Origin of the sequence: Paenibacillus sp. FSL M8-0142 (assembly GCF_038597315.1) — a bacterium.
Taxonomy (GTDB): Bacteria; Bacillota; Bacilli; order Paenibacillales; family Paenibacillaceae; genus Paenibacillus_AQ; species Paenibacillus_AQ lactis.
In genome coordinates, this window is record NZ_CP152008.1 from 1,611,033 (window position 1) to 1,636,579 (window position 25,547).

Genomic DNA, 25,547 nt, shown 5'->3' on the forward strand with positions numbered 1-25,547 from the left:
TAGATATAAAATCGAATGATCGTCGGAAGAATAACTTGATTGTAATGGAGTGGTAGTAATGTCGCTATTGAATACATCTAATCCTGATGCTTTGTATGATTCGTTAGCTGAGATATTCTCAGCCCCAAGACATCTGATAGAGTACGCCGTAATTAGAAATACATTTGCTTTTCAAAGGCTAAGTTCGGCTGAAGAAGTCGACTTGAATGAAATAAAAAAGATCATTGATGATAAGACGGGCACAGAAACCCATATAGGCGATTTCGATTATGTGACAATAGCCCATCTAACAACGCGCAGTGATTCCTCAATAGAGAATTCCGAGCCTCTATATAACCTTCATGATTTGCTTCTACGTGATACTGAGTTTTCAATGAAGCTACGGGAGTCAGGAATTACGTTCAGCAAGTCAAAGAACGGAATCGATACCTATTTAGATGGGAAACTTGTCGACTGGGAGAGCATGATTCCAAGAAGTAATGAGGAACCATGTATCAGGATGATTATGCGCAGATTGCAGCTCAACCCCTTTTTCCCAGTACCAGATAAATGTATTAACGGATATCTTTTTGGTGGCGATATTTGGGAGAACAGCGATGTGCGTCATATAGTGGTTATGCCTGAGTTTGCAGAGAACATCCTAAGAGCACTTGGTAAACGGAAGGCAATTGATGAGTGGCGAGTCAATGTTAAGCCATATGTTATCACTTTCCAAGCTCCAATAAGCGGGATCATCTTCGATGGCTCAAACAAACTAAATAGGAGACAGACGCAGTTTTGCTTGTTACGTCATGCGTTTTACTATCTAAATAAGGTGAGGCAAGATGAGTGGGATCAGTGGCATAACCCCATTATACGTTTAGGTGACGACATTAGTATCGATGCTAATCAGATATTATCGTTAACCAAAGTGATAATCTAGTATTAGAAAGGGATTGACTTCTCATTATCACTAAATAAGCAAGAAGGGTCTTTAATTACAGAAAAACTCCAAGCGCTAAATATAGAAGAAAGAGGGGAGTCCTTGTGTTAAAGGATCTCAGCATAACTAATTTTCGATGCTATCGCAGGCACACGATACCGTTCAAAAATATTTCAATAATAGTTGGAAAAAATAACGCTGGCAAGTCCACTATAGTTGAGGCATTACGCCTGGTCGCATTAGTACTCCATAGGTATCCAAACCTTGCTTATGTTGAACCCCCATCTTGGACTGGTCTGCCTAGGGCAGTTCGAGGTGTAACCCCGTCATTGAAGGGTATGGAGTTCAATTCGGATAGTCTATTTTATAGATACGGTAGCCCACCAGCAATTATAAAAGCAACCTTTGAAAAAGGAGAATCAGTAGAAGTATTGTTGGGTCCTGATGCTGAGGTTTTTGCAATCCTGAATGATTCTGAAAATAAACCAATAAGAAACAAGGCACAAGCTGGTCGTACGCAAATGCCAATGTTGAATATCTTACCACAGGTTGCTCCTTTACAAAGAGAGGAAAAGGTTTTGAGAAGGGACTATGTACTTGGCGCTTTAACATCTCCGCTCGCGCCACTACATTTTAGGAATCAATTGCTTCTTCAAAGTGAGTTTTACGGTCGATTTGTTGCCTTGGCTGAATCGACTTGGAATGGATTTCGTGTGCGATCACTGGAAGGTCATGCTCACGCGCATGGTGAGCCTGTTACGCTCCTCGTTCAAGATAATGATTTTGTTGCGGAAGTTGGTTGGATGGGCCATGGATTGCAGATGTGGCTTCAAACAATGTGGTTTCTTGCAAGGACTCCTAAGCAATCCACAATCATTCTGGACGAGCCTGACATTTATATGCACGCTGATCTTCAGCGCAAGTTAATAAAATTGATAGCTGGCGAGTATAAACAAGTGATTGTTGCGACACATTCTGTAGAAATTATGGCTGAGGTGGACCCTGAAAATATCTTGGTAGTTGATAGATCCCAACCAAGGTCGAAATTCGCCAATAAGCTTCCAGCTGTTCAAAGACTCATTGATAGTATAGGGGGCATTCACAACATTCAGTTGGCGAGGTTATGGTCTTCTCGGAAATGCCTCTTAGTTGAGGGCAAGGATATTTCACTTCTTAAGCATATGCATCATACATTATTTCCCGATAGCCAGGAGCCAATAGATATGATTCCAAACCTCTCAATAGGTGGATGGGGAGGTTGGAATTATGCGATTGGATCAACAATGCTATTAAATAATGCCTCAAATGAATCAATCAGGGTATTCTGCCTGTTAGACAGGGATTATCATACTGACTCAGAAATTAATGATAGGCTTGAGGAAAGCAAAAAGCGAGGAGTAGAGTTACATATTTGGAGTAAAAAGGAGATAGAGAATTATCTTCTTGTTCCAGAAACTATAGCTAGGATCGTAAACATATCGCGAAAAAAACAAGGATCGAGAGTAACAAAAGAAACAGTCATAGAGAAAATCATGGAGATTACCGAGGGTCTAAAGGATGATGCAATTGACGCGATAGCTACAGAATATCTTGAGGAAGGAAAAGTAAAGAAGGCTAATACGATTGCGAGAGAAATTGTCAACAGGCATTGGGATTCTTATGAAAAAAGAATATCCTTACTTTCTGGAAAGGCTATTTTAACACTTTTGTCTGCATGGACTCAACAAGAATTTTCTTTCTCATTTGGGCCTATCCGCATTGCCAGGGCGTTACGAAGAGAGGAGATTGCAGATGAAATGGTGAGGGTTCTTACATCAATTGAAAACAATAATTCGTTCCGAGGAGAAGATATAGAATACTTGGCGTAATGCAACAGCTCTAGCTAAGCTATAATGGACTCAGGACCCGTAGTACATCGCATCATTTGAACCATAACCAACCTCGATTCAACGTATCTCGCTTCCACATCCCGTAAAGTCGTACATTTTATTATAAGCATTTGTGATCACGTATTTGCTCACTAACTCTGGATTCTGGACGGAAATCCGAGGAAACAAGAAGACAGACCGAACTCCGAAAACCCGCACTACAGCAGGCTTTCGGACACTTCGGTTCATTGCAGGAAACAGTGCATACCACACTGGCAGCGATGAGGTCAGGGGTTCGATCCCCCTAGGCTCCATACTTTTAAAAGTCCTTGGGTTTCCAAGGGCTTTTTTGTTTTTATAGGATGAATTCTAAGTACATTACCAATGTGAATAGGTGATGTCCGAATTTTTTCACCAAAACCTTCTTCATCCCATCCGCAGCTTAATAGATTTTCCATGAAAACGCTCGAGGCTTGTCATCCTCTATCCACGGTCAGGCTCCGATAATGTTTAGGGGAGGTACCCATGATCTTTTTAAACATTTTGGAAAACAGCAGAGGGTCGCTATAGCCGACAGAACGAGCGATATCGCCGATCGACAGCTCAGCGTTTCCCATCATTTTGCATGCCATATCGATCCTGTAGCGAATCAAATAATCCTGAATGCTTACGTTCATTTGTCGCTTGAATAATGAGCATAAATAGCTTCGATTCAGCCCGATAAAATGTGCAATGTCCTCGATGGTGATTTTTTGGGAAAAGTTCATTTCGATAAAATCCTTCACCTGCTCAACGTAAATTTCCGCCCGGCTATCCTTCTGAATCGGGGGCGTTTCGGGTCCGGATTCCACCAACAACGATAACATCAGATAGAGCAGCCCCGTTAGTCTGGTTTCGCGGGCTTTATGGCTTTCACTCGATTGAGCCATCCACTGCAAATACTGATAGATCCTATCGTCTCTATCATAATAGAGGATCGGAGATGAAGGGGTTAGCCCTGCTTGCTTAAGGAGCGATTCGGCCAGCGTGCCGTCAAATCCGAACCACCCATATGACCAAGGGTTCACTTCATCGGCCTGATAATAGGTTACGACATTGGGGCAAATCAGGAAGCCCTGCCCTTTCCGGAGGCGATACCTGCTTCCCCCTACCTCGAAGATTCCTTCCCCATTGAAAATATAATGGAGCAAATAGTGAGTTCTTATAGCGGGCCCAAAATAATGACCAGAGATACAATCCTCTATGCCAAATTGAGTGAGATGCAGTTCGGTGTGCTGTTTACTTCTCGGCAAATACTCAATCACAATCAAAACCCCTCATGATATAATACCTATCATAATAACATAACTAGCGAGCACCGTGCCATGTACGAAATATCTGTTGTGCTATATCATTTTTATGGGTCTGTCGCATTTCTGCAATAACCTGATCAATCCTTAAACCATGTTTTTTTGATTCAGGATATGTCATAAGCAGGTGGTCAAGGCAGCTATATCATGCATGAAGCTTCAATGGAAGAGAAAGAGAGGATGTAACCAATGGGCGTAACGGTGCAAGAGCAAACAGGGTTGTTTCATTTACAGTCATCCGACATGAGCTATTTGATTCAGATCGTGGACGGTTATCCTGTACATGTATATTGGGGAGGCAAACTGAAGCAGCGGGAGAAGATGAGCGATCTGCTGATTCATACTCCCGCGGGAGCTGGATTGGACCGGTTGCCGCAAGAATACCCGCAGTACGGCAGCGGAGACTTCCGTAATCCGGCTTACCAAGCCGAACTTGAGGATGGAACGCGGATTACCGAGCTCAAGTATGACGGCTACCGGATCCTGAAGGGAAAGCCGCATTTAAGTGGACTTCCGGCTGTTTATACGGAGGACGAATCCGAAGCGGATTCACTCGAGCTGATTTTAAAGGATACATACTCGGGACTTAAAGTAGTCCTTCTCTATACCATCTTCGCGGATCGCAACGTGATCGTGCGTTCAACGCTGCTCAGCAACGAGGGGGACAAGAAGCTGCGGCTTCGCCGTGCCCTAAGCGCAAGCGTCGATTTGACCGGCAAAGGCGATATGGAAATCATGTATCTTTCCGGAGCCTGGGCGAGGGAAGGAACTATCAGAAGAAGACCGCTAGTGCAGGGCGAAACCCGCATCGATAGCAAGAGAGGCATGAGCAGCCACCAATTCAACCCTTTCGCCGCGTTGGTCAGCAAGGAAACGACGGAAGATCACGGGGAGGCTTTCGGCTTCAGCCTTGTGTATAGCGGCAGCTTTGAAGCTGGAGCGGAGGTGGATTCATTCGGCTCAACGAGGTTTAGCATCGGCGTGAACTCTTTTGACTTCGCCTGGCAGCTGAATCCGGGGGACAGCTTTCAGACGCCGGAAGCGGTGATGGTATACTCCGGACATGGACTTGGAGAGATGTCGCGGACGTACCATCGTTTGTATCGTACCCGCCTTTGCCGAGGGAAGTATCAGGACGAAGAACGGCCGATTCTGGTCAATAACTGGGAGGCCACCTATTTTAACTTCGATGCGGACAAGTTGGTATCGATCGCAGAAGAGGGGGCCAAGCTAGGCATCGAACTGTTTGTGTTGGATGACGGTTGGTTCGGGAAACGGGATTCCGACAATTCGTCGTTGGGCGATTGGTACGAGGACCGCCGGAAGCTGCCGGGCGGGCTCGCGGATGTTGCGGAACGCGTCAATCGGCTCGGCCTGAAATTCGGGCTCTGGTTCGAGCCCGAGATGATTTCCCCGGACAGCGAACTGTACCGTAAGCATCCGGATTGGTGTCTTCATGTTCCTGGCCGGAGGCGGACCGAAGCCAGATGGCAGTTAGTGCTGGATTACACTCGCCAGGAAGTGCGCGATTACATCTACGATTCGTTGTCTGCGATATTCACCAGCGTGCCGGTCTCTTACGTAAAATGGGACATGAACCGCTGCCTGACGGAGATCGGTTCCGCTGCCCTGCAGCCGGAGCATCAAGCCGAGACCGCTCACCGCTATGTGCTTGGATTGTACGAGCTGCTCGAGCGCATCACTGCCGATTTTCCGCATATTTTGTTCGAAAGCTGCTCCAGCGGCGGCGGACGTTTCGATCCCGGCATGCTGTATTACATGCCCCAAACCTGGACAAGCGATAATACCGATGCGGTCGAAAGACTGAAGATTCAATACGGCACAAGCCTTGTGTATCCCGTAAGCGCAATCGGAGCACATGTGTCGGCGGTTCCGAACCATCAGGTTGGACGAATCACGCCTCTCGAATTTCGAGGAGATGTCGCCATGTCCGGAAACTTCGGATATGAGCTGGATCTTACGAACTTCACCGATGAAGAAAAGGAAACGGTCAAACGCCAAATCGCGACCTACAAGCAAATTCGGGGTCTGGTTCAGCAAGGCGACTTATACCGCCTGAAGAGTCCTTTTGAAGGAAATGAGTCCGCCTGGATGTTCGTTTCGGAAGACAAAGAGGAAGCCCTCGTTTACGCTTTTCAAGTGATGGCCGTGCCGAACGCGCCTTTGCGGACCGTGCGCCTTGGCGGACTTGACCCGGAACTGGAATACGAAGTGGAGTCCTCGATCAGCGGAGAGAAATCGATCTATGGGGGAGACAGACTGATGCAGCTTGGCCTGCCCCTTAAATACGAACAGAAGGACTATCAAAGCATGTGGTTCAGGCTGAAGGCAGTGAAGCCTGACCAGGAGTAATATCAAGTCCCATGCCCGATTGAGAAATCATCGATGAAGCTAAGCCCCTTTCTAAGTGAAAAGGGGCTTTTGCACGCAGCAAGACAGACTCGGGAGGTTGTAGACATGTTTTTTATCCGAATCATGAATGACATGAAAATGAAGAAGAAGCTGGCGATTACGTTCATATCGGTGGCCGTTCTTCCCTTGCTGCTATCCGGCCTGTTTCTGACCGGGAAGCTCCGCGAGCTTGTCATTAAAGACGCCTTTACGCAAGTATCCAGCAATGTTGAACGCGTTCGAAAACGTACGGAAGAGCTGATCAAGGTGCCGCTCGATATTTCGAACCGGCTGATGAATGACAACATGATGAAGAGAGTAGCCGGCCAAAAGTACGACAGCTATGTCGAAGTCATTCAGGCATACCGGGAGTACACGGATATTCGAGACTACCTCCAGCTGTACAAGGAGATATCGGGTATCCGCGTCTATGCAGAAAATAAGGGAGCGCTCAACAATTGGGAATTTATCCAGCCGGACGAAAGCATCACAACCCGGGACTGGTATAAGGCGGCCATCGAGCAGAAAGGGCTGGTTGGCTGGAATTTAATCGAGGATGAACGGAAGGCTGCCGAGTATCTAAGCTTGTTTCGTTCCTTTCCGCTTGACTCCTCTGGGCGAAAAGGGGTTCTGGTCATCAATGTGGACAAGCAGCATTTAAATTCCATTCTGGACCAGGAGTCGTTTCCTACCTTTATCGTGGATAATCAGCATCGGATCGTCGCGTCCAATCAAATTGGGGGATCGGGAAAGGAATTATCGGATATGCACACCAGTGAAAATATACGATCCCTTCAGGAGGGAAGTTACGACATGTCCGTTAACGGCAAAGCGTCCAAGGTGGTTATCGCCAGTTTACATCCACAGGATAGCTGGAACGGACTTCGCATTATTTCCATTTTCTCTGTTGCCGAAATTACCCGTAATGCTGATCAAGTGATCCGTCTCGGCGCGGCCGTGATCACAGCCAGTCTGCTATTTGCCGCCCTGCTTGTTTATGCTTCCGCTTCGTTATTGTCCGGAAGGCTCCTTCGGTTGAGCAAGCATATGTCCAAAGTCCGGTCCGGATCCTGGGAAGCCTTTCTGCATATCGATGGAAATGACGAAATTGGCATGCTGTCCAGGCAATTTAATGCGCTGGTCAGAGACGTGAACGATTTGGTCCATGAAGTCCAGGAAACGAATCACCAGAAAAGCCTGGTGGAGCAGAGGCAGAACGAGATTAAGTTCAAGATGCTGACCAGCCAGATTAACCCCCATTTTCTGTTCAACTCGCTGGAGTCGATCCGGATGGAGGCCCATATTCGCAAGCAAGACGATATCGCGGAGGCGGTGTGGCTGCTGAGCACGCTCCTGCGCAGCAGTCTAGAGACCGGCAACGGGAAGATTTCGCTTAGCAAAGAGCTTGAGCGGGTGCGCTGTTATCTGGATATTCAAAAATTCAGGTATGAAGACCGTTTAAGGTATCAATTGACGGTGGACCCGGGCCTGGAGGAGATGATGGTCCCGCCATTCATGATTCAGCCTTTGGTGGAGAACGCCGTCGTTCATGGCTTGGATAACCGCGCGGAAGGAGTCATCATTAACGTAGAAGTAAAAGAAATTCCGAGAGGAATTCAAGTCAACGTGAGTGATAACGGCGCTGGCCTTTCTGCCGATCGTCTCGCGCTTATTCGGGAAGAGCTTGCTTCATCCGTTCTGGATGAGGAGGAGCAGCGGATCGGGCTGCGAAACGTCAATGACCGGCTTATCTTGCTGTACGGGGCGGCCAGTGCTCTGCATATCGAAAGCGAACCTGGAGTCGGAACTTGTGTCACATTTTTTATTCCTGGGGGTGGTTCCGAATGATGAAGGTCATGATCGTGGACGATGAACCGAAGCTTCGTCAAGGCCTTCAAACCTTGATACCGTGGGAAAGCCTGGGACTAACCGTTACGGCCACGGCATCCAATGGAATAGAAGCGTTGGAGATGATTCATCAAGAGCCTCCAGACATTGCCGTCGTCGATATCCGCATGCCGCTTATGGATGGATTGCAATTGATCCAGTCCCTTACATCGACCGGTCATCAAATGCAATTTATCATCCTCAGCGGGTATGCCGACTTCGAATATGCCAAACAAGCGATTAAATACGGGGTTTCCGGGTATCTCCTTAAACCTGTGGATATCAGTGAAATGAAGAATACGCTAAAGCGGGTAAGCGAGCGTATCAAAGAGGACCGCCTGAAACAGGGGCAGCACCAGATGAAGGCTGTGAACCGGAACTGGTTTTTGCACGATCTTTTCGCTCCGCAGGATAAATTCACAGACCCCGCCGCTATGAAGAGCATGGCAAAAGAGGCCGGGCTGCTGTGGTGCAGCTACGAGACCGTTGCGGTTTTTCCGCGGGTTTCCGAAGTCGAGCGCCCCGATGCGCTGCAGAGGCTTGATCATGCGCTGAAGCCGATCATTGAAGGCAGAGATATGGGGGTGGTTACCGTTAGTCCCCCGTACGTCATCCTGCTCCTGCGAGAGCCGCTGCGCAGCAAACAGCGCCGTGAGGAATTATACCGGGAGATCGCGAACGCTTCGGGCGACTACCGATTCGTCGCTGCAACCGGGGGAACGGTATCGGTGCCCGAAGAGATTAACCGCTCATTTTTAAAAGCGCAGGAATTGATCAAGCAAGCCTTTTTCTGCGAGAAGGGACGTCTGCTGGGGCCCAATCCTTCGCTTCATTCTGTACCGGAATCCACTCGGCCGTCGAACCATAACGTCGAAGAGACGATGGAGGAGCTCGTCTTCCGCTTGTATTACAGCTTGGATGCAGGCAACCAGACCATGATTCGTCCATTGTTGGACGAGGCGGCTGCATTTTTCCTTACGCAGGAGCCGGATGAAAGCTTTGTCAAAGAATCGTTCTTCTTTCTATCCAACGCCGTCATTCATAAGCTGACTGCGGGCTCCCGAAAGGAAATGAAGGGGACAGAGGAGGTTTCGCGATTTTTGAAAGGGATATTCGAATTCGAGTTTCTGGACGAGCTGATCGACGAGACCTGCCGTTTTCTGCTCGGATTAGCGGAGGACGCTGAACCGGAAGGGAAGGAAAAAGAATTAAAGATCATGATCAACATCATTCATAGGCATTATGCCGATAACCTGAAACTGGAAACATTGGCCGGGATGCTGAACTACAGCACGGCATATTTGGGACAGCTCTTTAAAAATAAGACTGGTGAGTACTTCAACACCTACCTGGACAGGGTCCGGATCCAAAAAGCCAAGGAGCTGCTGGAACAGGGAAAGAAGGTTTATGAGGTCGCCGAACTCGTCGGGTACACAAGCGTCAATTACTTCCACAGCAAATTCAAAAAATACGAGGGCCGTTCACCCTCTGAATTTAAAAATCCATAATTTGTGGATGATTTTTACCGAAATCCGTGGTATGGGCCGCTTCTCTCCTATGACTTATGATGAAGTCTAGGAGAGGGGGGGAAACATGAAAGCGATAACATTAAAAACAGAAAACGGATACAAGAAGACAGAGCAATCCAAGAGGACTGCATGGAAGGTGTTCAAAAACCAGAAGTATCTTTACTTCATGTCCATCCCGTTCGTTCTTTGGGTCTTTGTCTTTCAGTACCTGCCTCTATGGGGCTGGACAATGGCCTTCCAAAAATATAGACCCGGCGCAAGTTTTTTCGAACAGAAATGGGTCGGATTCGAGCACTTCCGCACGTTGTTCCAGGATGACCATTTCTACCAGGTGCTCCGAAATACGCTGGCCATGAGCTTTATGGGACTGATCGCGGGCTTCATCATCCCGGTCGCCTTTGCCCTGATGCTCAATGAGGTTCGTTCACAGGTTATGAAACGTTTTGTGCAGACCGTGTCTTATCTGCCGCATTTTGTTTCGTGGGTTGTAGCTGCGGGCATCGTGACCAAAATGCTCTCGACGGACGGCGGCGTCGTGAACAGCCTGCTCATGAGTCTCAACATTATCGATCAGCCGATTCAGTTTATGGCACAGGGGCAATGGTTCTGGGGGATTGTAACGGGAGCGGACATTTGGAAGGAAACCGGATGGAACGCCATCATCTACTTGGCGGCTATTTCCGGAATCGGCCCTGAGTTGTACGAAGCGGCACGGGTCGACGGCGCAAGCCGGCTGCGGCAAATGTGGCATATCACGCTGCCGGGGATTCGGCCGACAATCATCGTGCTCCTGATCATGTCCATTGGCCATTTGCTCGGTACAGGCTTCGAGAAACAGTTTCTGTTAGGCAATCACCTGGTCATCGATTACTCCGAAGTGCTTGACTTGTATGCGCTTAATTATGGATTGGCCATGGGACGCTACTCGTTCGGGACGGCGATCAATATCTTCAATTCGGTCATAAGCCTGATCCTGTTGTTTGCGGCTAATGGAATATTTAAGCGCTTTACCAACGAAAGCATTATGTAAGGAGGAAGACATGGGGACTGTCAAGAGTACTGCATCGGCCGGTCGAATGAAAAGCAAGCTGAAGTCAAAATCACCGCTGGACCGAATGCTGGAAGTGTTCGTTTATCTATCCATGATCGTGGTTACCGTTCTGACGATTTATCCGTTTTTAAACGTGCTGGCGATCTCCTTTAACGATTCGGTGGACACCGTCAGAGGGGGGATTACGATCTGGCCAAGGCAATTCACGTTGCGAAATTACGAAATGATTTTTTCTTTCAGCGGCTTGATTACCGGATTTAAAATTTCCGTACTGCGGACGGTCATTGGCACCTTAGCGGGCTTGATTAGCGGTTCCATGCTGGCTTACACGCTTGCGCGCAGGGAATTCCAAGCAAGAAAATTTATTTCAACCTTTCTGGCTATAACCATGTATGTTTCGGGCGGACTGATTCCGGGATTTATCCTGATGAAGGATCTGCATCTCATCAATACGTTTGCCGTTTACATTTTGCCGGGCCTCGTAAGCGCGTTTAACGTTTTCGTTATCCGTTCCTTCATTGACGGTCTGCCTTATGCGCTGCAAGAATCGGCCAAACTGGACGGTGCCAACGATTTTACGATTTACTGGCGCGTCATCCTGCCTCTTTGCAAACCGGCGTTAGCGACTGTAGCGCTCTTCTTGGCGGTAGGGCAATGGAACTCTTGGTTCGATACCTATCTGTTCAACGGGTCTAACGAATCGTTGACAACGCTGCAATATGAGCTGATGAAAATTTTGCAAAGCACAACAACCAGTGCAACCAATTCCCAGGATGCTGCCAATATGGCCCAGCGCATGGCGCAGGTTTCGCCGGAATCTGTTAAAATGGCAATCACGATCATCGTTACGGTGCCGATCCTGGTCGTCTATCCTTTCCTGCAAAAATATTTTGTGAAGGGTATGACGCTCGGAGCCGTGAAGAGTTAAAACGAAGATACCGGTATGTCCAGACCTATCGCCCGTCTTTTACTTTATTGTCGATACTTATTATTCATTGGGGGTTAAGCTTCATGAGACCGAAATTAAAAAGGGTGGCGGCGTCTTTACTGGCGCTGACTTTAGTTGCAACGCTTGCAGCATGCGGCGGAAGTGATGGCTCGTCTGCAGCTCATTCAGATAACGATTCATCCGGGGCGAATAGCAATGATCTGAAGCCCATTACATTTACTTATTTTTCGGAGGACTCCAGCACCAACTGGAATAACATGAACGACGAAGTCGGCAAGGTAATCACGGAAAAAACCGGCGTGACCTTGGACGCGGAGTTTGCTGTCGGCGATCCGGTTCAAAAGATTTCGCTCATTGCAGCAACCGGCAATTATCCCGATTTGATCGCAGCCAAGGCTGATGTCGGCAAGCTTGTCGACGCCGGAGCGATCATCGATCTGACGGATTTGATCGACAAGCATGCACCGAACATCAAGAAAATGCTTGGAGACAAGCTTGTTCGCACGAAGTACAGTTTGGACGACCAAGCGATCTACGCGATCCCGACCTGGTCGGCCGTCGATGAGGTGAAAATTAAAGCCGACGGAGGGTTTGAGCTTCAGCACCGTGTCGTCAAGGAAGCCGGGTATCCGGAAATTCGCACAGTAAAGGACTTTGAAAAAGCGATACAGGATTATATTGCCAAGCATCCGACAGACGAAAACGGCAACAAAAATATCGGCTTGTCCTTGAACGCCGACGATTGGCATATGTACCAAGTGACCAATTTGGGATTCAAGACGACCGGAGGACCGGATGACGGGGAATATTACATTGATCAGAAAACGCACCAAGCGACGTACCATTTCCGCCGTCCGGAAGAAAAGGAGTTCTTCCGCTGGTTGAATCATATGAACGCCATTGGACTGCTGGATCCGGAAAGCTTCGTGCAGAAGACCGATCAGTTTAAGGCGAAAGTGGCTTCGGGCCGGGTTCTTGGTCTTGCCGCACCGGAATGGGAATATGGAGACGGGGAAAACGCGCTGAAGGCAGCGGGCAAATTCGACCAGACCTACGGTCATTATCCGGTCACGATGAGCAAGGAGTACAAGGACACGAGCTTCTGGTCTGCCGGCTTTGACGGAGGGTACGGAATCTCAATCTCCAGCACATGCAAGGATCCGGTACGTGCCATTAAGTTCCTCGACTTTTTGGCATCGGAGGAAGGACAAATTCTGAATAACTGGGGTATCGAAGGCAAGCATTACACGATGGAAAACGGGAAGCGGACGCTAATTCCGGAGGTACAGGAGCGGGCGATCAATGATGCCGCGGCGTTCCAAAAAGAGTCCGGTCTCGGACTATACTGGAACTTGATGGTCCATTACGGCGACGGCATCAAGGATTCTACCGGCAACTACTTCACGCGGAACTATCCGGAGCTGCTGACCGCGAATTATAATGAAGCGGAAAAGGAAACGCTGAAGGCTTATAAGGCCGAGCATTGGAAGGACCTGTTCCCTAAAGAAGACGAATTTCAACCGAGAGCATATGGAGCAGCATACACGATGTCGCTGCCAAACGATGATCCTGCTGTAATCCTGGCTGCCAAAATGAAGGATATAACATGGAAACGAATCCCCGAGGCCGTGATGTCCAAGCCGGAAGACTTCGACAAGATTTGGGATGCCTATATGGCAGAGCTGGAGAAGGCCGGAGTTAAAGAAATGGAAGAGGCTTATACCAAGCATATCAAAAATCGGGTCGAGCTCTGGTCTACTCAGTAACAGGTGATAAATTCAAGCACGATCAATTATTGCATTGACTTAATGCGTTTCGTAAAGCGTCTGTGTTAATTTTTCAAGCCCATCCAACAACAGCCTTAGCCCTGACTCATCGGGGACTAAGGCTGTTATTTCCTTAAGGGACTTACCGTGCAATTTGATGAGTTCGTGCTGTTATCCATTTTTGCGTATGCTGTATAGTGTCTAGTTACGACTGCGGCTGCACATCCCGTTCAAATGCGACGATCCAATCGCCCTGAATGGCGGCATAGCCGGTGTCTCCCTCCACAACGAGGCCATACAGATTTTTGACATCAAGGAATTCTTTCCGGTCTCCATTATCAAATTCGAGGGTGATGTAATAATACGTTCGTGATGAATTGCTGGAATGCATCATGCCGTTATCTCCACTGTGATGATTCGTATGGTGACGGACGTCAATGCGTTTGGAGACAACCCGGGCATACTCTGACTTGCGGGGCGATTTGGCGTTCTTAACATAACGGGCGCCATTGGAGATGAAGCCCACAATCACAATCACGAATACAATTCCAAACAGAATGGGGACCAGCGTAAACATAAAATCAAAGCCTCCGCCAAAAGACGGTCCTTGCGGCATCATCGACGGCACTCCTCTCTGTCGTTATTTTTCATTGTATATATGTACGGTAAAATGGATTGAAATGTTTCAAAATTTGGAAACATGATGGCCTTGGGCGGCGATCTGTACGCAACGACTTCAGGAGTATTTATCCACCATTTCTAGTAAGTATTTTCGAAATTCTTCAACATATGATTGGGGCTCTACGATTTCTAGATTTGTGCCGAAACCTGCTAAAAATTGAAAACCAATGCTGTTTTGAGGGACATGGATGGTGACCAACAAAAGTTCAGAACTATAGGGTTCAATACTCTTTCGGCCGTATCTTTCAATGAATTGATCTTTTATGCCAGGCGAAATCAACGCCTTGACTGCGACTAATTCGGGTTGATAATTTGCTTCCTGCTCTTGCTCCAGCATATCGTCTCTAGGACTGAACGTTGGTCCATTCATGTGAAGATGATCGATCCGGGATAATTTAAAAGCTCTATATCCCATACGTTGCAGACAGAATCCTTTCAGGTACCAACTCGTTTCGCTAAAATGGAGCTGATAGGGCTCGACCGTTCTTTTCGTCACAGTGCCATTCTTATCTATATAATCAAACGAAACTAATCTTCTCTTTAATATGGCTTCCTGGCAGGTCCTCAAGATTTCAAGCATCTCCTTCCGGCCCTCCCAATCGTAAAATGACAATCGGACTGAATGATTCAGAGACCATGGACTGACCATGGCTTCTATTTTTTTAATCGTCATTTCAACTTCTTCGCTAACGAGAATTTTTTCCAATCCGCCGAGCGCGGTTAATATATTCTCTAAATCGGAGCTGCTTAAGAGACGTTTATCGACCTTGAATTCGTCCAAAATGCCGTAGCCGCCATGAACTCCATTGACCGCATAGATCGGGATGTTGGATAGACTCAGTGTTTCCATGTCGCGAAGAATCGTTCTTTTGGATACATGAAATAATTGCGCGAATTCGTTTGCTGAAACGATTTCTTTTTTTAGCAATATCATGATGATCGAAATGAGCCTCTCAATTTTGTCCATATTCGTCCCTCATTGCTTTTATATTTAATCTAAGAACGGTGACAGAATGCTGTCACCTTTTATACATTATACTTCATGTATCACTAGAAGGAGGTATTGCTTTATGTCAGCTATTGCCTATTTAAACTTTGATGGAAATGCAGCACAAGCGATTGATTTTTATGCAAAAGCTTTCAACGCGATTGAAGTGAAGAAAGTTAAATTTGGAGATATTCCGCAAGATCCAAACTATCCATTGCCCGAAAATGAGCTGGATATGATCATGGAAGCTTCGATCGAATTCGCAGGCGGGAAGATCATGATGTCGGACATTTTGCCTTCGATGAAGAGTGTGACAGGTGAGCTGGTGAAAGGAAACAATATTCTGATTAGTCTAGTCATCGATGATAAGCAGAAGCTGGAAAGCTACTTTTCTAGTTTATCTGAGGGTGGTTATGTGATCATGCCGTTATCCAATACACCTTGGTCTTCGTGCTTTGGAATGCTGGTTGATAAATTTGGAGTCAACTGGAAATTTAATCGTGACGCGGAGCTGTTTCTTGATAACGTAATATCCAACAGACAATAGCTTATTCTTACAAATGGCCTTGAAACTGAAGGCCATTTTTTTATATACCGATGGAGGCACGATTTCGAGGAAATGAAGTGAGCTTTTTTTCATGCGAAAATTCTAGGGAGACAGCGAAGTCCTCAGAGGGCTTGTTCGATAGCCTTACTCCAGAGAATAAAATGTTAGTTCAATTCAAAGAAGCCAGGACTCGATAAATCGGAGGTCATGGCTTCTTTTGCCTGGTAATAAAAGCGCCGGGCTATAATGTAATAATCAAATGGTACGGCTAATCACAGCCCGAAGAAAAATGCATGAAATCGGCTGATTTAGGTTTCAGGGATGCTTGCGGATGATCGAATCATCCTCTTCCATGAACGGCCACGCTGGGTATTCCACCGGGAGCCTGCTCACTTCGTCGAGCCGGGCGAGCTCGTCAGCTGTCAGCACGATGCCGCTCGCCTCCAGGTTATCCTGCAGCTGATCCGGCCGCTTGGCACCGATGATGACGCTGGTTACCGCAGGCTGGTTCAGCAGCCAGGCGAGGGCGATGCGAGCCACTGTGGACTCGCGATCCTTCGCGATGTCTTCCAGCACATCGATGATGTGATAGGATTTGTCTACATCCACTGGCGGAAAAGCAAACTTGGTGTGCCGGTCATCCGCATTTCCGTTGCGGCCGCGGGCGTATTTGCCCGATAGGAATCCGCCGGCCAGCGGGCTCCATACGAGCAGCCCCATATTCTGATCCTTCAGGACGGGAATGATCTCTCTTTCAATCTCGCGTCCGGCCAGCGAATAATACGACTGACTGCTTTTGAACGCGTGCAGACCGAGTTCTCTGGAAATGCCGCGGGCTTTCATCAGCTCCCAGCCGGTCATATTGGAGGAGCCGATGTAGCGGACCTTGCCGCTGCGGACCAGGTCGTCCAGCGCGCGCAGCGTCTCTTCCCAATCGGTCAGCTGGTCCGGATTATGGATCTGGTACAGGTCGATATAATCGGTTCCGAGCCGTTTCAGGCTCTCTTCCACCTGACGCATGATGTGCAGCCTGGACAAGCCCAGGTCGTTAGGCCCGCTTCCCGTGCGTCCTCTCACCTTCGTAGCGAGAATAACGTCTTGCCGTTTCGACCCAAGCGCTTTACCGAGAATTTCCTCTGAACGACCGCCGGCGTAAATGTTGGAGGTATCAAAGAAATTGACACCCGCTTCTAGCGCCTGCCCGACGAGTCTTGCAGCGTCCTGATCACCCAGGCCGCCAAAAACGCCCCACTGGCCGCCGCCGCCAAACGACATTGCCCCCAGTCCGATCTCCGACACCAGCACCCCTGTATTTCCCAGCAAATTGTATTTCATCTTTTATCCCTCCAAATTTTGTTTTATATTGATGAAGACGGGGATGCTCAAAGAAAGACGCAAAAATACGGAAATTTTTTAAAAAATAAATGCGAATAGACGCCAGAAACTCAAAATTCAGGGGAGGGGAAGATAGAATGCAGGAAAGAAATGTAATGGAAAAATTACCGGTGCGGAAGACGAAAAAGGAAACAGGGAAATCCGAACAGCCAGCGGCAGGCTTGAGTCAGGCGGGAATTACGCCGGAAATGCTGTGGGATCAATACTATAAGCCGATTGCTGCTTTTGTCGCAAGAAGAACGAATCGTCACCCCGATACAGAAGATATGGTTCAGACGGTATTTATGAAGGCTTACCGGCACCTGCCGGAGCTGCAGGATCCGAATCGGCTGCGAGCCTGGCTGTACCAGATTGCCCGGAATACGGTAGCGGATCATTTCCGCAAGGAGAAACGGCTGGATGAGCTGCCGGAGCAGATCCCAATCGTGATGGAAGAGGAAGACGAAGATACCTTGCAGGAGGCGATTTGCGGGATGAAGGGCGTCATTCCCTACCTGCCGGATAAGTATCGGGAGGCGGTCGAGCTCTCCGAACTGAAGGGGCTGTCGCAGAAGGAGCTGAGCGAGCGGCTCGGCATTTCTTATTCAGGTGCAAAATCGAGGGTACAACGGGGCAGGGAAATGGTGCGGGATTTGATGAATAGCTGCTGTACGATACGGACCGACAAGTACGGCAACATCATTGATTACCGAGTGAATTTGTCCAAACCGATTGTCTATGGACGGGTCGCTAAGAAACCGGTGAGACGAAAGACGGCGTCCTCAATAGAACGATGATGAAGAAGGGAAACCACCATCGAGACCTCGATAAGATACGGCGATGGAGATGGAACGTTGTATCGACTTATGCTTCCAATGATATATGTCAGTAATTGCGAAGAGACCCTGAAGCTTTTAGCTTTAAGGGTCTCTTTTAGATCGGATTAACTTTTCAATATGAACCCAATCCGATTGTGACTACTTTTTATCCTGTTCAAGCAGCTCGATCAACAGCTTCAATTGAGGAAACGTATCCATGTAGGCATACGCGTAATCTCCCTGGGCATTTTCCCCATGCTGCAAGATAGGTATTTGATTATTCTGCAAAATGCTGATTTTCTCCTTCATGCCTTCCACAATAAATGCGATATGGTGAAAGCCTTCCCCGTTTCGGTCCAAGCTTTCTCGCCATGTGCTTGGATGATGATCCGGCTCGATCAGCTCCAGCTGAAGCGAACCCATGTCGAAGAAAGACAGCTTTGCGCGTGCCTCAGTAGGAATGCCTCGGAACTCCGTTTTTTCGATTGCGAAACGATCCGACCAGAACCAGCCCGGATTATCAACGCCGAAGAAGTCTGCGTATACCTGACTCGTTGCTTCAATGTCATTGACAAGCAATCCGATTTGGGTGATGACGTTCGTTCCTAGAATGCTCTGATCCATCTATCAAAACCGTTCGCGGATAACAACTTGATCGACAGGGAAACGGTTCGTTGGATACGCCGGCTGTTCAGCATAGCCTAAAGTCAACATCAATACCGGAATATAGCGGTCGGGAATGTTTAATTCTTTTCTTAGAGCTTCTGCATCATATCCTCCCATTGGCCCTGAATCAATTCCATGGGCTTTTGCGGCTAACATAAGCTGCATCGCTGCAAAAGAGGCGTTTCGAATGGCATCATGTATCCCAGCATGCCCGGCATTTTTGTAATGATTGTCTATATCGTTGACGATTGAGTTTTTAACTTCCTCTGTCATGAAGCCTGCACGAACCGATTCTCCATACACGTTCTCAGCATTTTCATTCGCTTTCGTGTCACCGAGTACAATGACTACCGCAGACGCGTCAGCAACTTGTTGTTGATGATAGGCGATAGGCAGTAAACGCTCTTTGTTTTCTTGATTCTGAATGGTGACGAATTTCCAATGCTGAAGGTTCCAAGCCGATGGAGCGGTTGCGGCTGCTTCTAGAATCTGATGCAGCGTACTTTGTGGAATACCGACCCCACTTTGATACTTTCGTACGCTGCTGCGCTCTTTCATAACTTTAATGACGCTGGTTTCAACTACTGTCGCCATGACAAAACACCTCTTCTAATAGAATGAAAAACGGTTCATTAGCTTCTTTTACAATTGACTTACCAAATTCCTGAGCAGCTCATATGCTTGCGTAAGTGAGATCAGCAACCTCCTTTCTCGATATGATGAAGACGCTGCGACATCGCCTGCTTAGGCTTAGGCGAGCTGACTCTTTGAAGTGAATTCATAAAAGCCATTTAGCATAAAGTGGAAGCTCAGCGCTATTGACCACATGGTAAGTTATAACTTTACAGTTGTCAAGTATAACTGACTAAATTTTCAATTGAATTTGACTTTCGGGAAATTAAAACTTACCATTAGGATGAATAGGCTTGTAGCGGAGGTGCTGAATAATGGGGGAGATACGTAACGCCGAACGTACCCGAAAGAGGATTCTTGAAGCAGCAAGAAAAGAGTTTTTCGAGAAGGGTTATACAGGCGCGAGGATAGAGGCCATCGCGGTAAACGCTGATGTGAAGAAGCAATTGATTTATCATTATTTTAAAGGGAAAGAAGAATTGCTAGTGGCGGTTCTCGATCAAATGACAGTCGAATTGCCGGAGTGGACTACCCAATTTCCGTCAGATCCTGTACATACTGCGGAGCATCGTTTCCAAGTGAATTGTCAAACAAGAATGGATTTCTTAAAGTTCACGGTTTGGGAAGCACTTGAAGAACAGCCGCAGCAGAATTCGAGGAAAAAAAGAAGAACGGAAGCCCTTCAATCGTACGTTGATGATATGAAATCAAAACAAGAAGCCGGTCTTGTGCCGGAGGACTTGGACCCGGAGCTTTTGACTTTGGCTATTAGCGCATTGACTACGTACCCGCTTATTTTTGGGGATGTTACCAAGATGGTGACTGGAAGCGAGCCTACTGACCCGCAATTTCAAGAAAAGTGGTCAAAATTTCTTACGAAGATCAGTGCGCGGATTTTTGGTAAGGATGACTTTATGAATGAGTGACGGGAGTCACTCCTATTCGAGACATGCAAACAACCGATCCAGGACCGGACCGGTTGTTTTGTTGTGCGAGCGAGATAGGAGAACAAATAATCTGAACGAAGCAGCTAAATCCGGGTCAGTTCCCGCGAATCCGGAGCCACATGGCCACTAATCGTTCGGGTCAGTTCCCTCGAATCTGGTGCCACATGGTCACCATATCGATCCAGCCGCGATGCTCGGTGATCTTGCCGCTCTCGACACGATATTGACGGTACAGCGTGACATCAATCGAGTTGCCCGTAGGCGCAGTTCCAAAGAATATGCCTTGGTGCGTGCCTTTTACCGTCATTCTGACGAGTACCTTATCCCCTTGACCAATGATTTGTTCCACCGTGTAGCGTTTATCGGGAAATGCCTCCAGGATCGTGGCAGCAAATGTTTTCAGACCTTCCTTGGATTCGTAAGCGAGCTCCTGATAGTCGTCGGACAGAAACCGATCCACGCAATTCAGTTCACTTCGATTCCAGAATGCCTCGATAAAGTCGCCAACCAATTCCACATTGCTCTGTTCTATCGTTTTCATTCCCAAACATCTCCTTTTCTTAATTAGATTGCCGCAACGAAGACAGTCGTTCGAACCTGCCGAAGTTAAGCCTTTATTTGAGGCAAAAGTGTTGCCGTATCGAACCAGCCGTGGTGTTCGATGATTTTTCCGTCGATTACCCGAAATTCGCGAAATTGAGTCGCCTTTACCGTTTTGCCTGTAGGAGGGTTTCCTGCAAAATGGCCAGCATGCACCGCTGTCATGAACATTCTTGCGATGACCTTCTCTCCTTGAACCAGGATCTCATCCACAGTGAAGCGCCGATCCGTGAACGCCTCAATCATTTGCGGGACAAAGAATTGATCCGTCTTCTCCAAAACATGCCGATTTGCAACGTCCTCGATAAAAGCGGTTATCGTCTCTACCTTCTTTTGTTCCATCGTGCTCATACAAACATCTCCTTTTTAGATATGGTTTGGATTGATCCCGAAGAGGGACAAGGGGATGCAATCGGCTAATGCTCGGAATCCCTTATCGTTCGGATGAAGATGATCGCCGAAATCATAGGCGGGCAGCAGTTGTTCGGGATGCTGCGGATCAGCCAGCCCCTCGTTAAAGTCTATAATGCCGTCAAATCCTTCGTTGGCGAGGATCCAGCGGTTCACTTCTTGCCGGATGATTTCTTTTTCATTTGTGTAATAAGGGGCATTCCCAAATGGCGGGAGCGTACCGGCAAAGATGCGAAGTCCCTTCTCATGCACTCTGGCTGCCGTTTCCTTCATTCCGGCAATGATCTCGTTGGCGCTTGCATTTCCGATCCCAATATCGTTAATGCCTGCGAGAAAAATAACATCCGTAACACCGGAATGAGAGAACACATCGCGTTCCAGGCGGGAAAGTATGCACTCTCCGCCAAGGGGCATTCCGGCATCCGGGCCGTTTGTCAAAATTTGATTCCCGACGATCCCTGCATTGAGAACAGAGACGGGAAGCGCAATTTGTTCCCGATCGAGCCGTTCTTGGAAAAAGTCCGGCCATCTCCGGTTCGTGCCTGGGGTAGAAGTGCTTCCTTCCGTAATGGAGTCTCCAAGAGCAACAATGACACGAAACGGATCACCATAGGTCAATACCTCTAGTCCGGATAGCCAATAATAAGAATGTATCTTATTCCGAAAATGTCCCGTGTCGCTGTCGTCCGTTCGGTTTCCCTCAGCAACATAGGTGATGCTAGGAGGGGAAAAATGCCAAGTTGAGGTCCTAGTCGATGCCGGAATATAGATGCTGATTGCAACATCGGTATTTTCATGAAGCTGAAGATCGATAGGATCGGTATAAATTTCTTCTCCGGCAGGAATGGTGATGGTTGTATGGCCATGTAAGGTCACATGCCGACAGGTACCGGGAACGATAAGACCATCCTCTTCGGATAAAGCTGCGGCAACTTTACCGAAGTGCACAGGCTCGGAACCGTAGAGATTGGAAAACTTTAACCGGAGCTTGGAACCGAATGCATGCGGATGTACAATCATTCGTAAGGTTTGATCCTCGAACCGTTCTTCCGCAACCGTTCGATCCTCATACGTTGGACTCGCGAACCAAGAGCCGATCCATTGGTCCTCAGCATGCTGCTGTTCATTCATTGCCAGGTTGACCTCCTTCACTAAATGTTACCGTTAGGTAACATATTATCGAAAAAAAATTAGTTTGCTGCTGCGGCTGTGGGTGATGCGGGTGTCGTTGCAGCCATTGTAATCGTTGATGGTTCTGCTGCAGCTGCTGCTGATGGAGCTGTTGCTGCCGCAGTCGTTGCCGCCGATGCTGCCGCTATCGTGACTGTTGCGGTAAGCTGCTTGGTCAGCTGTAAGAATCGGTCGACTGAGCTGAGAACCCTGTCTCTCAAGCCATCATCCAGCGGAGCGCCGTCTGATCCGAAGGTATTGGATCCATACCCGATGGAGATCCACTCGGGACAATTAATCCCGTGCAAATTTCGCACAATCGCTTGCAGATGTGTAAGCGAGCTGACTCCGAGCGGGCCGCCAGCCGAGCTTATGGCAAGCACCGATTTGCCAGCGACTTGATTAACGTTTACATAATCTAAAGCGTTCTTGAGTGCGCCCGATATGGAGCCGTGGTATTCCGGGGTGGCAAGGATCAAACCGTCCCCTTCTGCGAGGGCCTTCAGCATATGCTGTACGTTCGGATGAAAATCCCAGTTGTCCGGTGAAAAAAGCGGCAGCTGCAGCTCCGACAAATCGATAAATGTGACCGAAACATGCTGAGCCTCCATTAGGCTTTCTATGTAACGGAGAAGGAGCGTGCTTGTTGCGTTATGACGGTTGCTTCCTGCGATCATGGTTACTTTCATGTTGAACATCACCTTTCTAATATGGTCGACTTCGGGTCAGTGGATTTGCATGCCGCCGGCTGACAAACAAATCCGTTTGTGATAATATGTGACTATAAAGTCACTTGTGATGTCTTCATCATACGTGACTGAATAGTAACGTGTCAAGTGGATTTAAGCCATTTTTTTTTCATAACGTCAGAAGGAGGTGTAGCAATTGGAAAATAACATATTCAAAGCGCTTGCGGATCCCAGCCGCCGTAAGCTGTTGGATCTGCTTCATGCATCGGACGGACAGACGCTGAACGATCTTTGCATTCCGCTCGATATGTCCAGGTTCGGCGTCATGAAGCATCTTAATATTCTAGAAGAAGCTGGACTCATTACCACAAGAAAAGCAGGGCGGGAAAAGCTGCACTATTTGAATGCGGTCCCCATACGTCAAATCTACGAACGATGGGTCAGCAAGTTCACCGAACCTTGGGCAATCGGATTGTCATCTCTTCAAAATGAATTGGAGCGTGAATTAATTTTGGAAAACAAACCACAACATATCCACCGGATAGCGATTAAGGCAAAGCCTGAGCAGGTGTGGCAAGCTCTTACGGACCCTGTCAAAACATCGAAATTTTGGTTCAATTGCGCCATTCGATCTACGTGGGAAGTTGAATCTTCATTTGAGTTATGGAACGGCGAAGAGAAGAAAGCGGAAGGGGTCATCCTGGAGATAGACCCTCCTCATAAGCTCGTGATGAGCTGGCGTTTTATTTCATTTCCCGGTACGGAGAACGACTCCGCATCGCAAATTACTTGGGAGATCGGTGCGCATGCGGAGCTTCAGGGCGTAACCCTTGTCACGGTTGTGCATGATCAATTCGAACAAGCGGTAAGCACTGCAAAAATTCTGGAGAACGGATTGCCTGTTGTGCTTTCAGGCTTGAAAACTTTGCTTGAAACCGGGGAGATGCTCGTTCAAGAGAACCATTCCGGTTCTGCCGAAGATCGATAAAATCGGGGTCCCAGCCTCCTGGCTGATAATTCTGGAGGACCCGTCTCTTGCAGCGATGCCGCCAGGGACTTCAATCACATCACAGTTTGTACATTATGAAAAACCGCTAGACTCGAGGATTCCCGAAGGTTTGGCGGCTTTTTTGCTATGTGGTAAAACGAACTGGTAATTTCATTTGCAGCATGTTATATTTTGGATAATTCTGCATGGCATGGTGGAGGGAACACAGAATGAGAAATAAGAAGCTGGTATTCATGTCGGTCTCACTCTTCTTCCTGTTGGCCTTGTTGGCGGCATGCAATGCTTCCGGAAAGCCGGTTTCGGAGCCGGAAGTCCAAAGCAACGAGCAAATGAAACCGGCAGAAAACGAGAAGGATCCGCAGAAGCCGGAAGATAACGACCTTGATCCAAGGATCGCGGCCGGAAGAGAACTCATAACAAGGTACATCGTAGATTACTATAAATTCACGACTCCTGAAGCATTTCAGGAAGGGTACTTGAATGTTCTGTTCGATATATCCATGCAGGACCATCCGAGATACAACGGCTTGAAGAATTATCACCCGGATGACGTGAAAGAGCACAGCAAGGCCGAAATCGATACGATCGAGAAAGAATCCGTTGAACCCAAGGAGGAAGGCGGCTTCATTTACAAAGCGACGGTCACGGATAAAGTATTCTTTAAAGAGGTTCCCAAGGACGAACAGCCATTCTTTTACGAAAAGAATGACTATGAGCTTCATATTTATCAGGATGGCAAGGGAGCGTATAAAATCTTTGATATTTCATCGAAGCAAAGAATTTATTTCCCTGATATGTAAAACGGAGGTGACGCAATGGACCGGAATGTTGACCTCACAAAATCAGCAGCTGCCCCTGAACCTGAAGAAGATCAAAATAAAGAAGACGAACGGCGCCAAATGTCGACCAGCAGCTCGCTTCTGGAATCAGCCATCGACAGGTTTGCCCGGGAAGGCGGATTTGACGATTTACCCTTGAAGGGAAAACCCATCAAGATCGAAGACGGGGATGTTCTTACAGGGATCATGAAGAACGCGAATTACCAGCCCGCCTGGATTGAGCTGAGAAAAGAAATCGCTGCCGACATCAAGCGGCTTGTGGACCGTTCAGACCCGAGCATGATTTCAGAGTCAGAGTATGAGGCCATTAATCAAAAAATTATTAAGTACAACCGGACGGTTCCGAATTCACAGCTGCAAAAAGGGCTGCTGTCCGCAGTCAACTTGCATGCAGCCTTGGATAAATGGGAGTAACACGGCCAAGAGACCTTAAGCGATGAGC

At 47.8% G+C, this 25,547-nt stretch carries 24 protein-coding genes; 14 read left to right on the forward strand and 10 right to left on the reverse strand.

The window, feature by feature from the left end:
* Positions 1-58: 58 nt before the first annotated feature.
* On the forward strand, positions 59-922 hold the full coding sequence (locus NSQ46_RS07720) for a hypothetical protein (RefSeq protein ID WP_213613632.1): 864 nt from the start codon (positions 59-61) through the stop codon (positions 920-922).
* A gap of 104 nt (positions 923-1,026) precedes the next feature.
* Positions 1,027-2,790, forward strand: coding sequence for an AAA family ATPase (locus NSQ46_RS07725; RefSeq protein ID WP_213613630.1), 1,764 nt, complete (start codon positions 1,027-1,029; stop codon positions 2,788-2,790).
* 476 nt (positions 2,791-3,266) lie between these two features.
* Here the strand turns inward: NSQ46_RS07725 and NSQ46_RS07730 are convergent, their stop codons facing one another.
* Positions 3,267-4,094 (reverse strand): AraC family transcriptional regulator, encoded by an 828-nt coding sequence (locus NSQ46_RS07730; RefSeq protein WP_213613628.1) that lies wholly within the window; start codon positions 4,092-4,094, stop codon positions 3,267-3,269.
* Between the two features lie 234 nt (positions 4,095-4,328).
* On the opposite strand from NSQ46_RS07730, the gene NSQ46_RS07735 reads away from it, so the two are divergent.
* The 6 genes from NSQ46_RS07735 to NSQ46_RS07760 all read left to right on the forward strand — a co-directional run bounded on the left by NSQ46_RS07735 (position 4,329) and on the right by NSQ46_RS07760 (position 13,733).
* Positions 4,329-6,512, forward strand: a complete 2,184-nt coding sequence (locus NSQ46_RS07735; protein WP_213613626.1) for an alpha-galactosidase — start codon at positions 4,329-4,331, stop codon at positions 6,510-6,512.
* A gap of 105 nt (positions 6,513-6,617) precedes the next feature.
* On the forward strand, positions 6,618-8,399 hold the full coding sequence (locus NSQ46_RS07740; RefSeq protein WP_213613624.1) for a sensor histidine kinase: 1,782 nt from the start codon (positions 6,618-6,620) through the stop codon (positions 8,397-8,399).
* The gene (locus NSQ46_RS07745; protein ID WP_213613621.1) at positions 8,396-9,946 is read left to right on the forward strand and encodes a response regulator transcription factor; all 1,551 of its coding nucleotides are present in this window, start codon (positions 8,396-8,398) and stop codon (positions 9,944-9,946) included. The genes NSQ46_RS07740 and NSQ46_RS07745 overlap by 4 nt, the downstream gene beginning before the upstream one ends.
* An 85-nt stretch (positions 9,947-10,031) precedes the next feature.
* Complete coding sequence (locus NSQ46_RS07750; RefSeq protein WP_007127433.1) at positions 10,032-10,997, forward strand: sugar ABC transporter permease; 966 nt, start codon at positions 10,032-10,034, stop codon at positions 10,995-10,997.
* A 10-nt stretch (positions 10,998-11,007) separates the two neighbouring features.
* Positions 11,008-11,946, forward strand: a complete 939-nt coding sequence (locus NSQ46_RS07755; protein WP_213613619.1) for a carbohydrate ABC transporter permease — start codon at positions 11,008-11,010, stop codon at positions 11,944-11,946.
* 83 nt (positions 11,947-12,029) lie between these two features.
* Positions 12,030-13,733 carry an ABC transporter substrate-binding protein gene (locus NSQ46_RS07760; RefSeq protein WP_213613617.1) on the forward strand — a complete coding sequence of 568 codons (1,704 nt, stop codon included), beginning with the start codon at positions 12,030-12,032 and terminating at the stop codon, positions 13,731-13,733.
* A gap of 205 nt (positions 13,734-13,938) precedes the next feature.
* Here NSQ46_RS07760 and NSQ46_RS07765 read toward each other — a convergent pair whose 3' ends face one another.
* Together NSQ46_RS07765 and NSQ46_RS07770 are read right to left on the reverse strand one after the other, a co-directional pair.
* Entirely contained in the window at positions 13,939-14,352 is a 414-nt protein-coding gene (locus tag NSQ46_RS07765; RefSeq protein ID WP_342576595.1) for a DUF2500 domain-containing protein, read from the reverse strand.
* 117 nt (positions 14,353-14,469) lie between these two features.
* Positions 14,470-15,381 (reverse strand): YafY family protein, encoded by a 912-nt coding sequence (locus NSQ46_RS07770; protein WP_007127437.1) that lies wholly within the window; start codon positions 15,379-15,381, stop codon positions 14,470-14,472.
* Positions 15,382-15,484: 103 nt separating this feature from the next.
* On the opposite strand from NSQ46_RS07770, the gene NSQ46_RS07775 reads away from it, so the two are divergent.
* Positions 15,485-15,949, forward strand: a complete 465-nt coding sequence (locus NSQ46_RS07775; RefSeq protein ID WP_007127438.1) for a VOC family protein — start codon at positions 15,485-15,487, stop codon at positions 15,947-15,949.
* A gap of 315 nt (positions 15,950-16,264) precedes the next feature.
* Here the strand turns inward: NSQ46_RS07775 and NSQ46_RS07780 are convergent, their stop codons facing one another.
* Positions 16,265-17,284 (reverse strand): aldo/keto reductase, encoded by a 1,020-nt coding sequence (locus NSQ46_RS07780; RefSeq protein WP_007127439.1) that lies wholly within the window; start codon positions 17,282-17,284, stop codon positions 16,265-16,267.
* A gap of 155 nt (positions 17,285-17,439) precedes the next feature.
* Between NSQ46_RS07780 and sigZ the strand changes: the two genes are divergently transcribed.
* Positions 17,440-18,120, forward strand: coding sequence for an RNA polymerase sigma factor SigZ (gene sigZ / locus NSQ46_RS07785; protein ID WP_213613613.1), 681 nt, complete (start codon positions 17,440-17,442; stop codon positions 18,118-18,120).
* Positions 18,121-18,300: 180 nt separating this feature from the next.
* On the opposite strand, the gene NSQ46_RS07790 is transcribed toward sigZ, so the two are convergent.
* Both NSQ46_RS07790 and NSQ46_RS07795 read right to left on the reverse strand, forming a co-directional pair.
* Complete coding sequence (locus NSQ46_RS07790) at positions 18,301-18,765, reverse strand: VOC family protein (RefSeq protein ID WP_007127441.1); 465 nt, start codon at positions 18,763-18,765, stop codon at positions 18,301-18,303.
* Between the two features lie 3 nt (positions 18,766-18,768).
* Entirely contained in the window at positions 18,769-19,401 is a 633-nt protein-coding gene (locus NSQ46_RS07795; RefSeq protein ID WP_007127442.1) for a nitroreductase family protein, read from the reverse strand.
* A gap of 353 nt (positions 19,402-19,754) precedes the next feature.
* Here NSQ46_RS07795 and NSQ46_RS07800 point away from each other — a divergent pair, with 353 nt between their 5' ends.
* Positions 19,755-20,366 (forward strand): TetR/AcrR family transcriptional regulator, encoded by a 612-nt coding sequence (locus NSQ46_RS07800; RefSeq protein ID WP_007127443.1) that lies wholly within the window; start codon positions 19,755-19,757, stop codon positions 20,364-20,366.
* Positions 20,367-20,526: 160 nt separating this feature from the next.
* Here NSQ46_RS07800 and NSQ46_RS07805 read toward each other — a convergent pair whose 3' ends face one another.
* The 4 genes from NSQ46_RS07805 to NSQ46_RS07820 form a co-directional block, all read right to left on the reverse strand.
* Positions 20,527-20,928 carry an ester cyclase gene (locus NSQ46_RS07805; RefSeq protein WP_007127444.1) on the reverse strand — a complete coding sequence of 134 codons (402 nt, stop codon included), beginning with the start codon at positions 20,926-20,928 and terminating at the stop codon, positions 20,527-20,529.
* A 65-nt stretch (positions 20,929-20,993) separates the two neighbouring features.
* Positions 20,994-21,338 (reverse strand): ester cyclase, encoded by a 345-nt coding sequence (locus NSQ46_RS07810; protein WP_007127445.1) that lies wholly within the window; start codon positions 21,336-21,338, stop codon positions 20,994-20,996.
* A 15-nt stretch (positions 21,339-21,353) separates the two neighbouring features.
* Positions 21,354-22,529, reverse strand: a complete 1,176-nt coding sequence (locus NSQ46_RS07815) for an SGNH/GDSL hydrolase family protein (RefSeq protein WP_007127446.1) — start codon at positions 22,527-22,529, stop codon at positions 21,354-21,356.
* A gap of 59 nt (positions 22,530-22,588) precedes the next feature.
* A complete protein-coding gene (locus NSQ46_RS07820; RefSeq protein ID WP_342576596.1) occupies positions 22,589-23,257 on the reverse strand; it encodes an NADPH-dependent FMN reductase in 669 nt (222 codons plus the stop codon).
* 196 nt (positions 23,258-23,453) lie between these two features.
* Between NSQ46_RS07820 and NSQ46_RS07825 the strand changes: the two genes are divergently transcribed.
* The 3 genes from NSQ46_RS07825 (at position 23,454) to NSQ46_RS07835 (ending at position 25,519) form a co-directional block, all read left to right on the forward strand.
* Positions 23,454-24,245: a metalloregulator ArsR/SmtB family transcription factor gene (locus tag NSQ46_RS07825; protein ID WP_213613609.1), complete on the forward strand. Its 792-nt coding sequence runs from the start codon at positions 23,454-23,456 to the stop codon at positions 24,243-24,245.
* 230 nt (positions 24,246-24,475) lie between these two features.
* Positions 24,476-25,066 (forward strand): hypothetical protein, encoded by a 591-nt coding sequence (locus NSQ46_RS07830; protein WP_213613607.1) that lies wholly within the window; start codon positions 24,476-24,478, stop codon positions 25,064-25,066.
* Positions 25,067-25,081: 15 nt separating this feature from the next.
* Positions 25,082-25,519: a DUF1992 domain-containing protein gene (locus tag NSQ46_RS07835; protein WP_213613605.1), complete on the forward strand. Its 438-nt coding sequence runs from the start codon at positions 25,082-25,084 to the stop codon at positions 25,517-25,519.
* Positions 25,520-25,547: the final 28 nt, after the last annotated feature.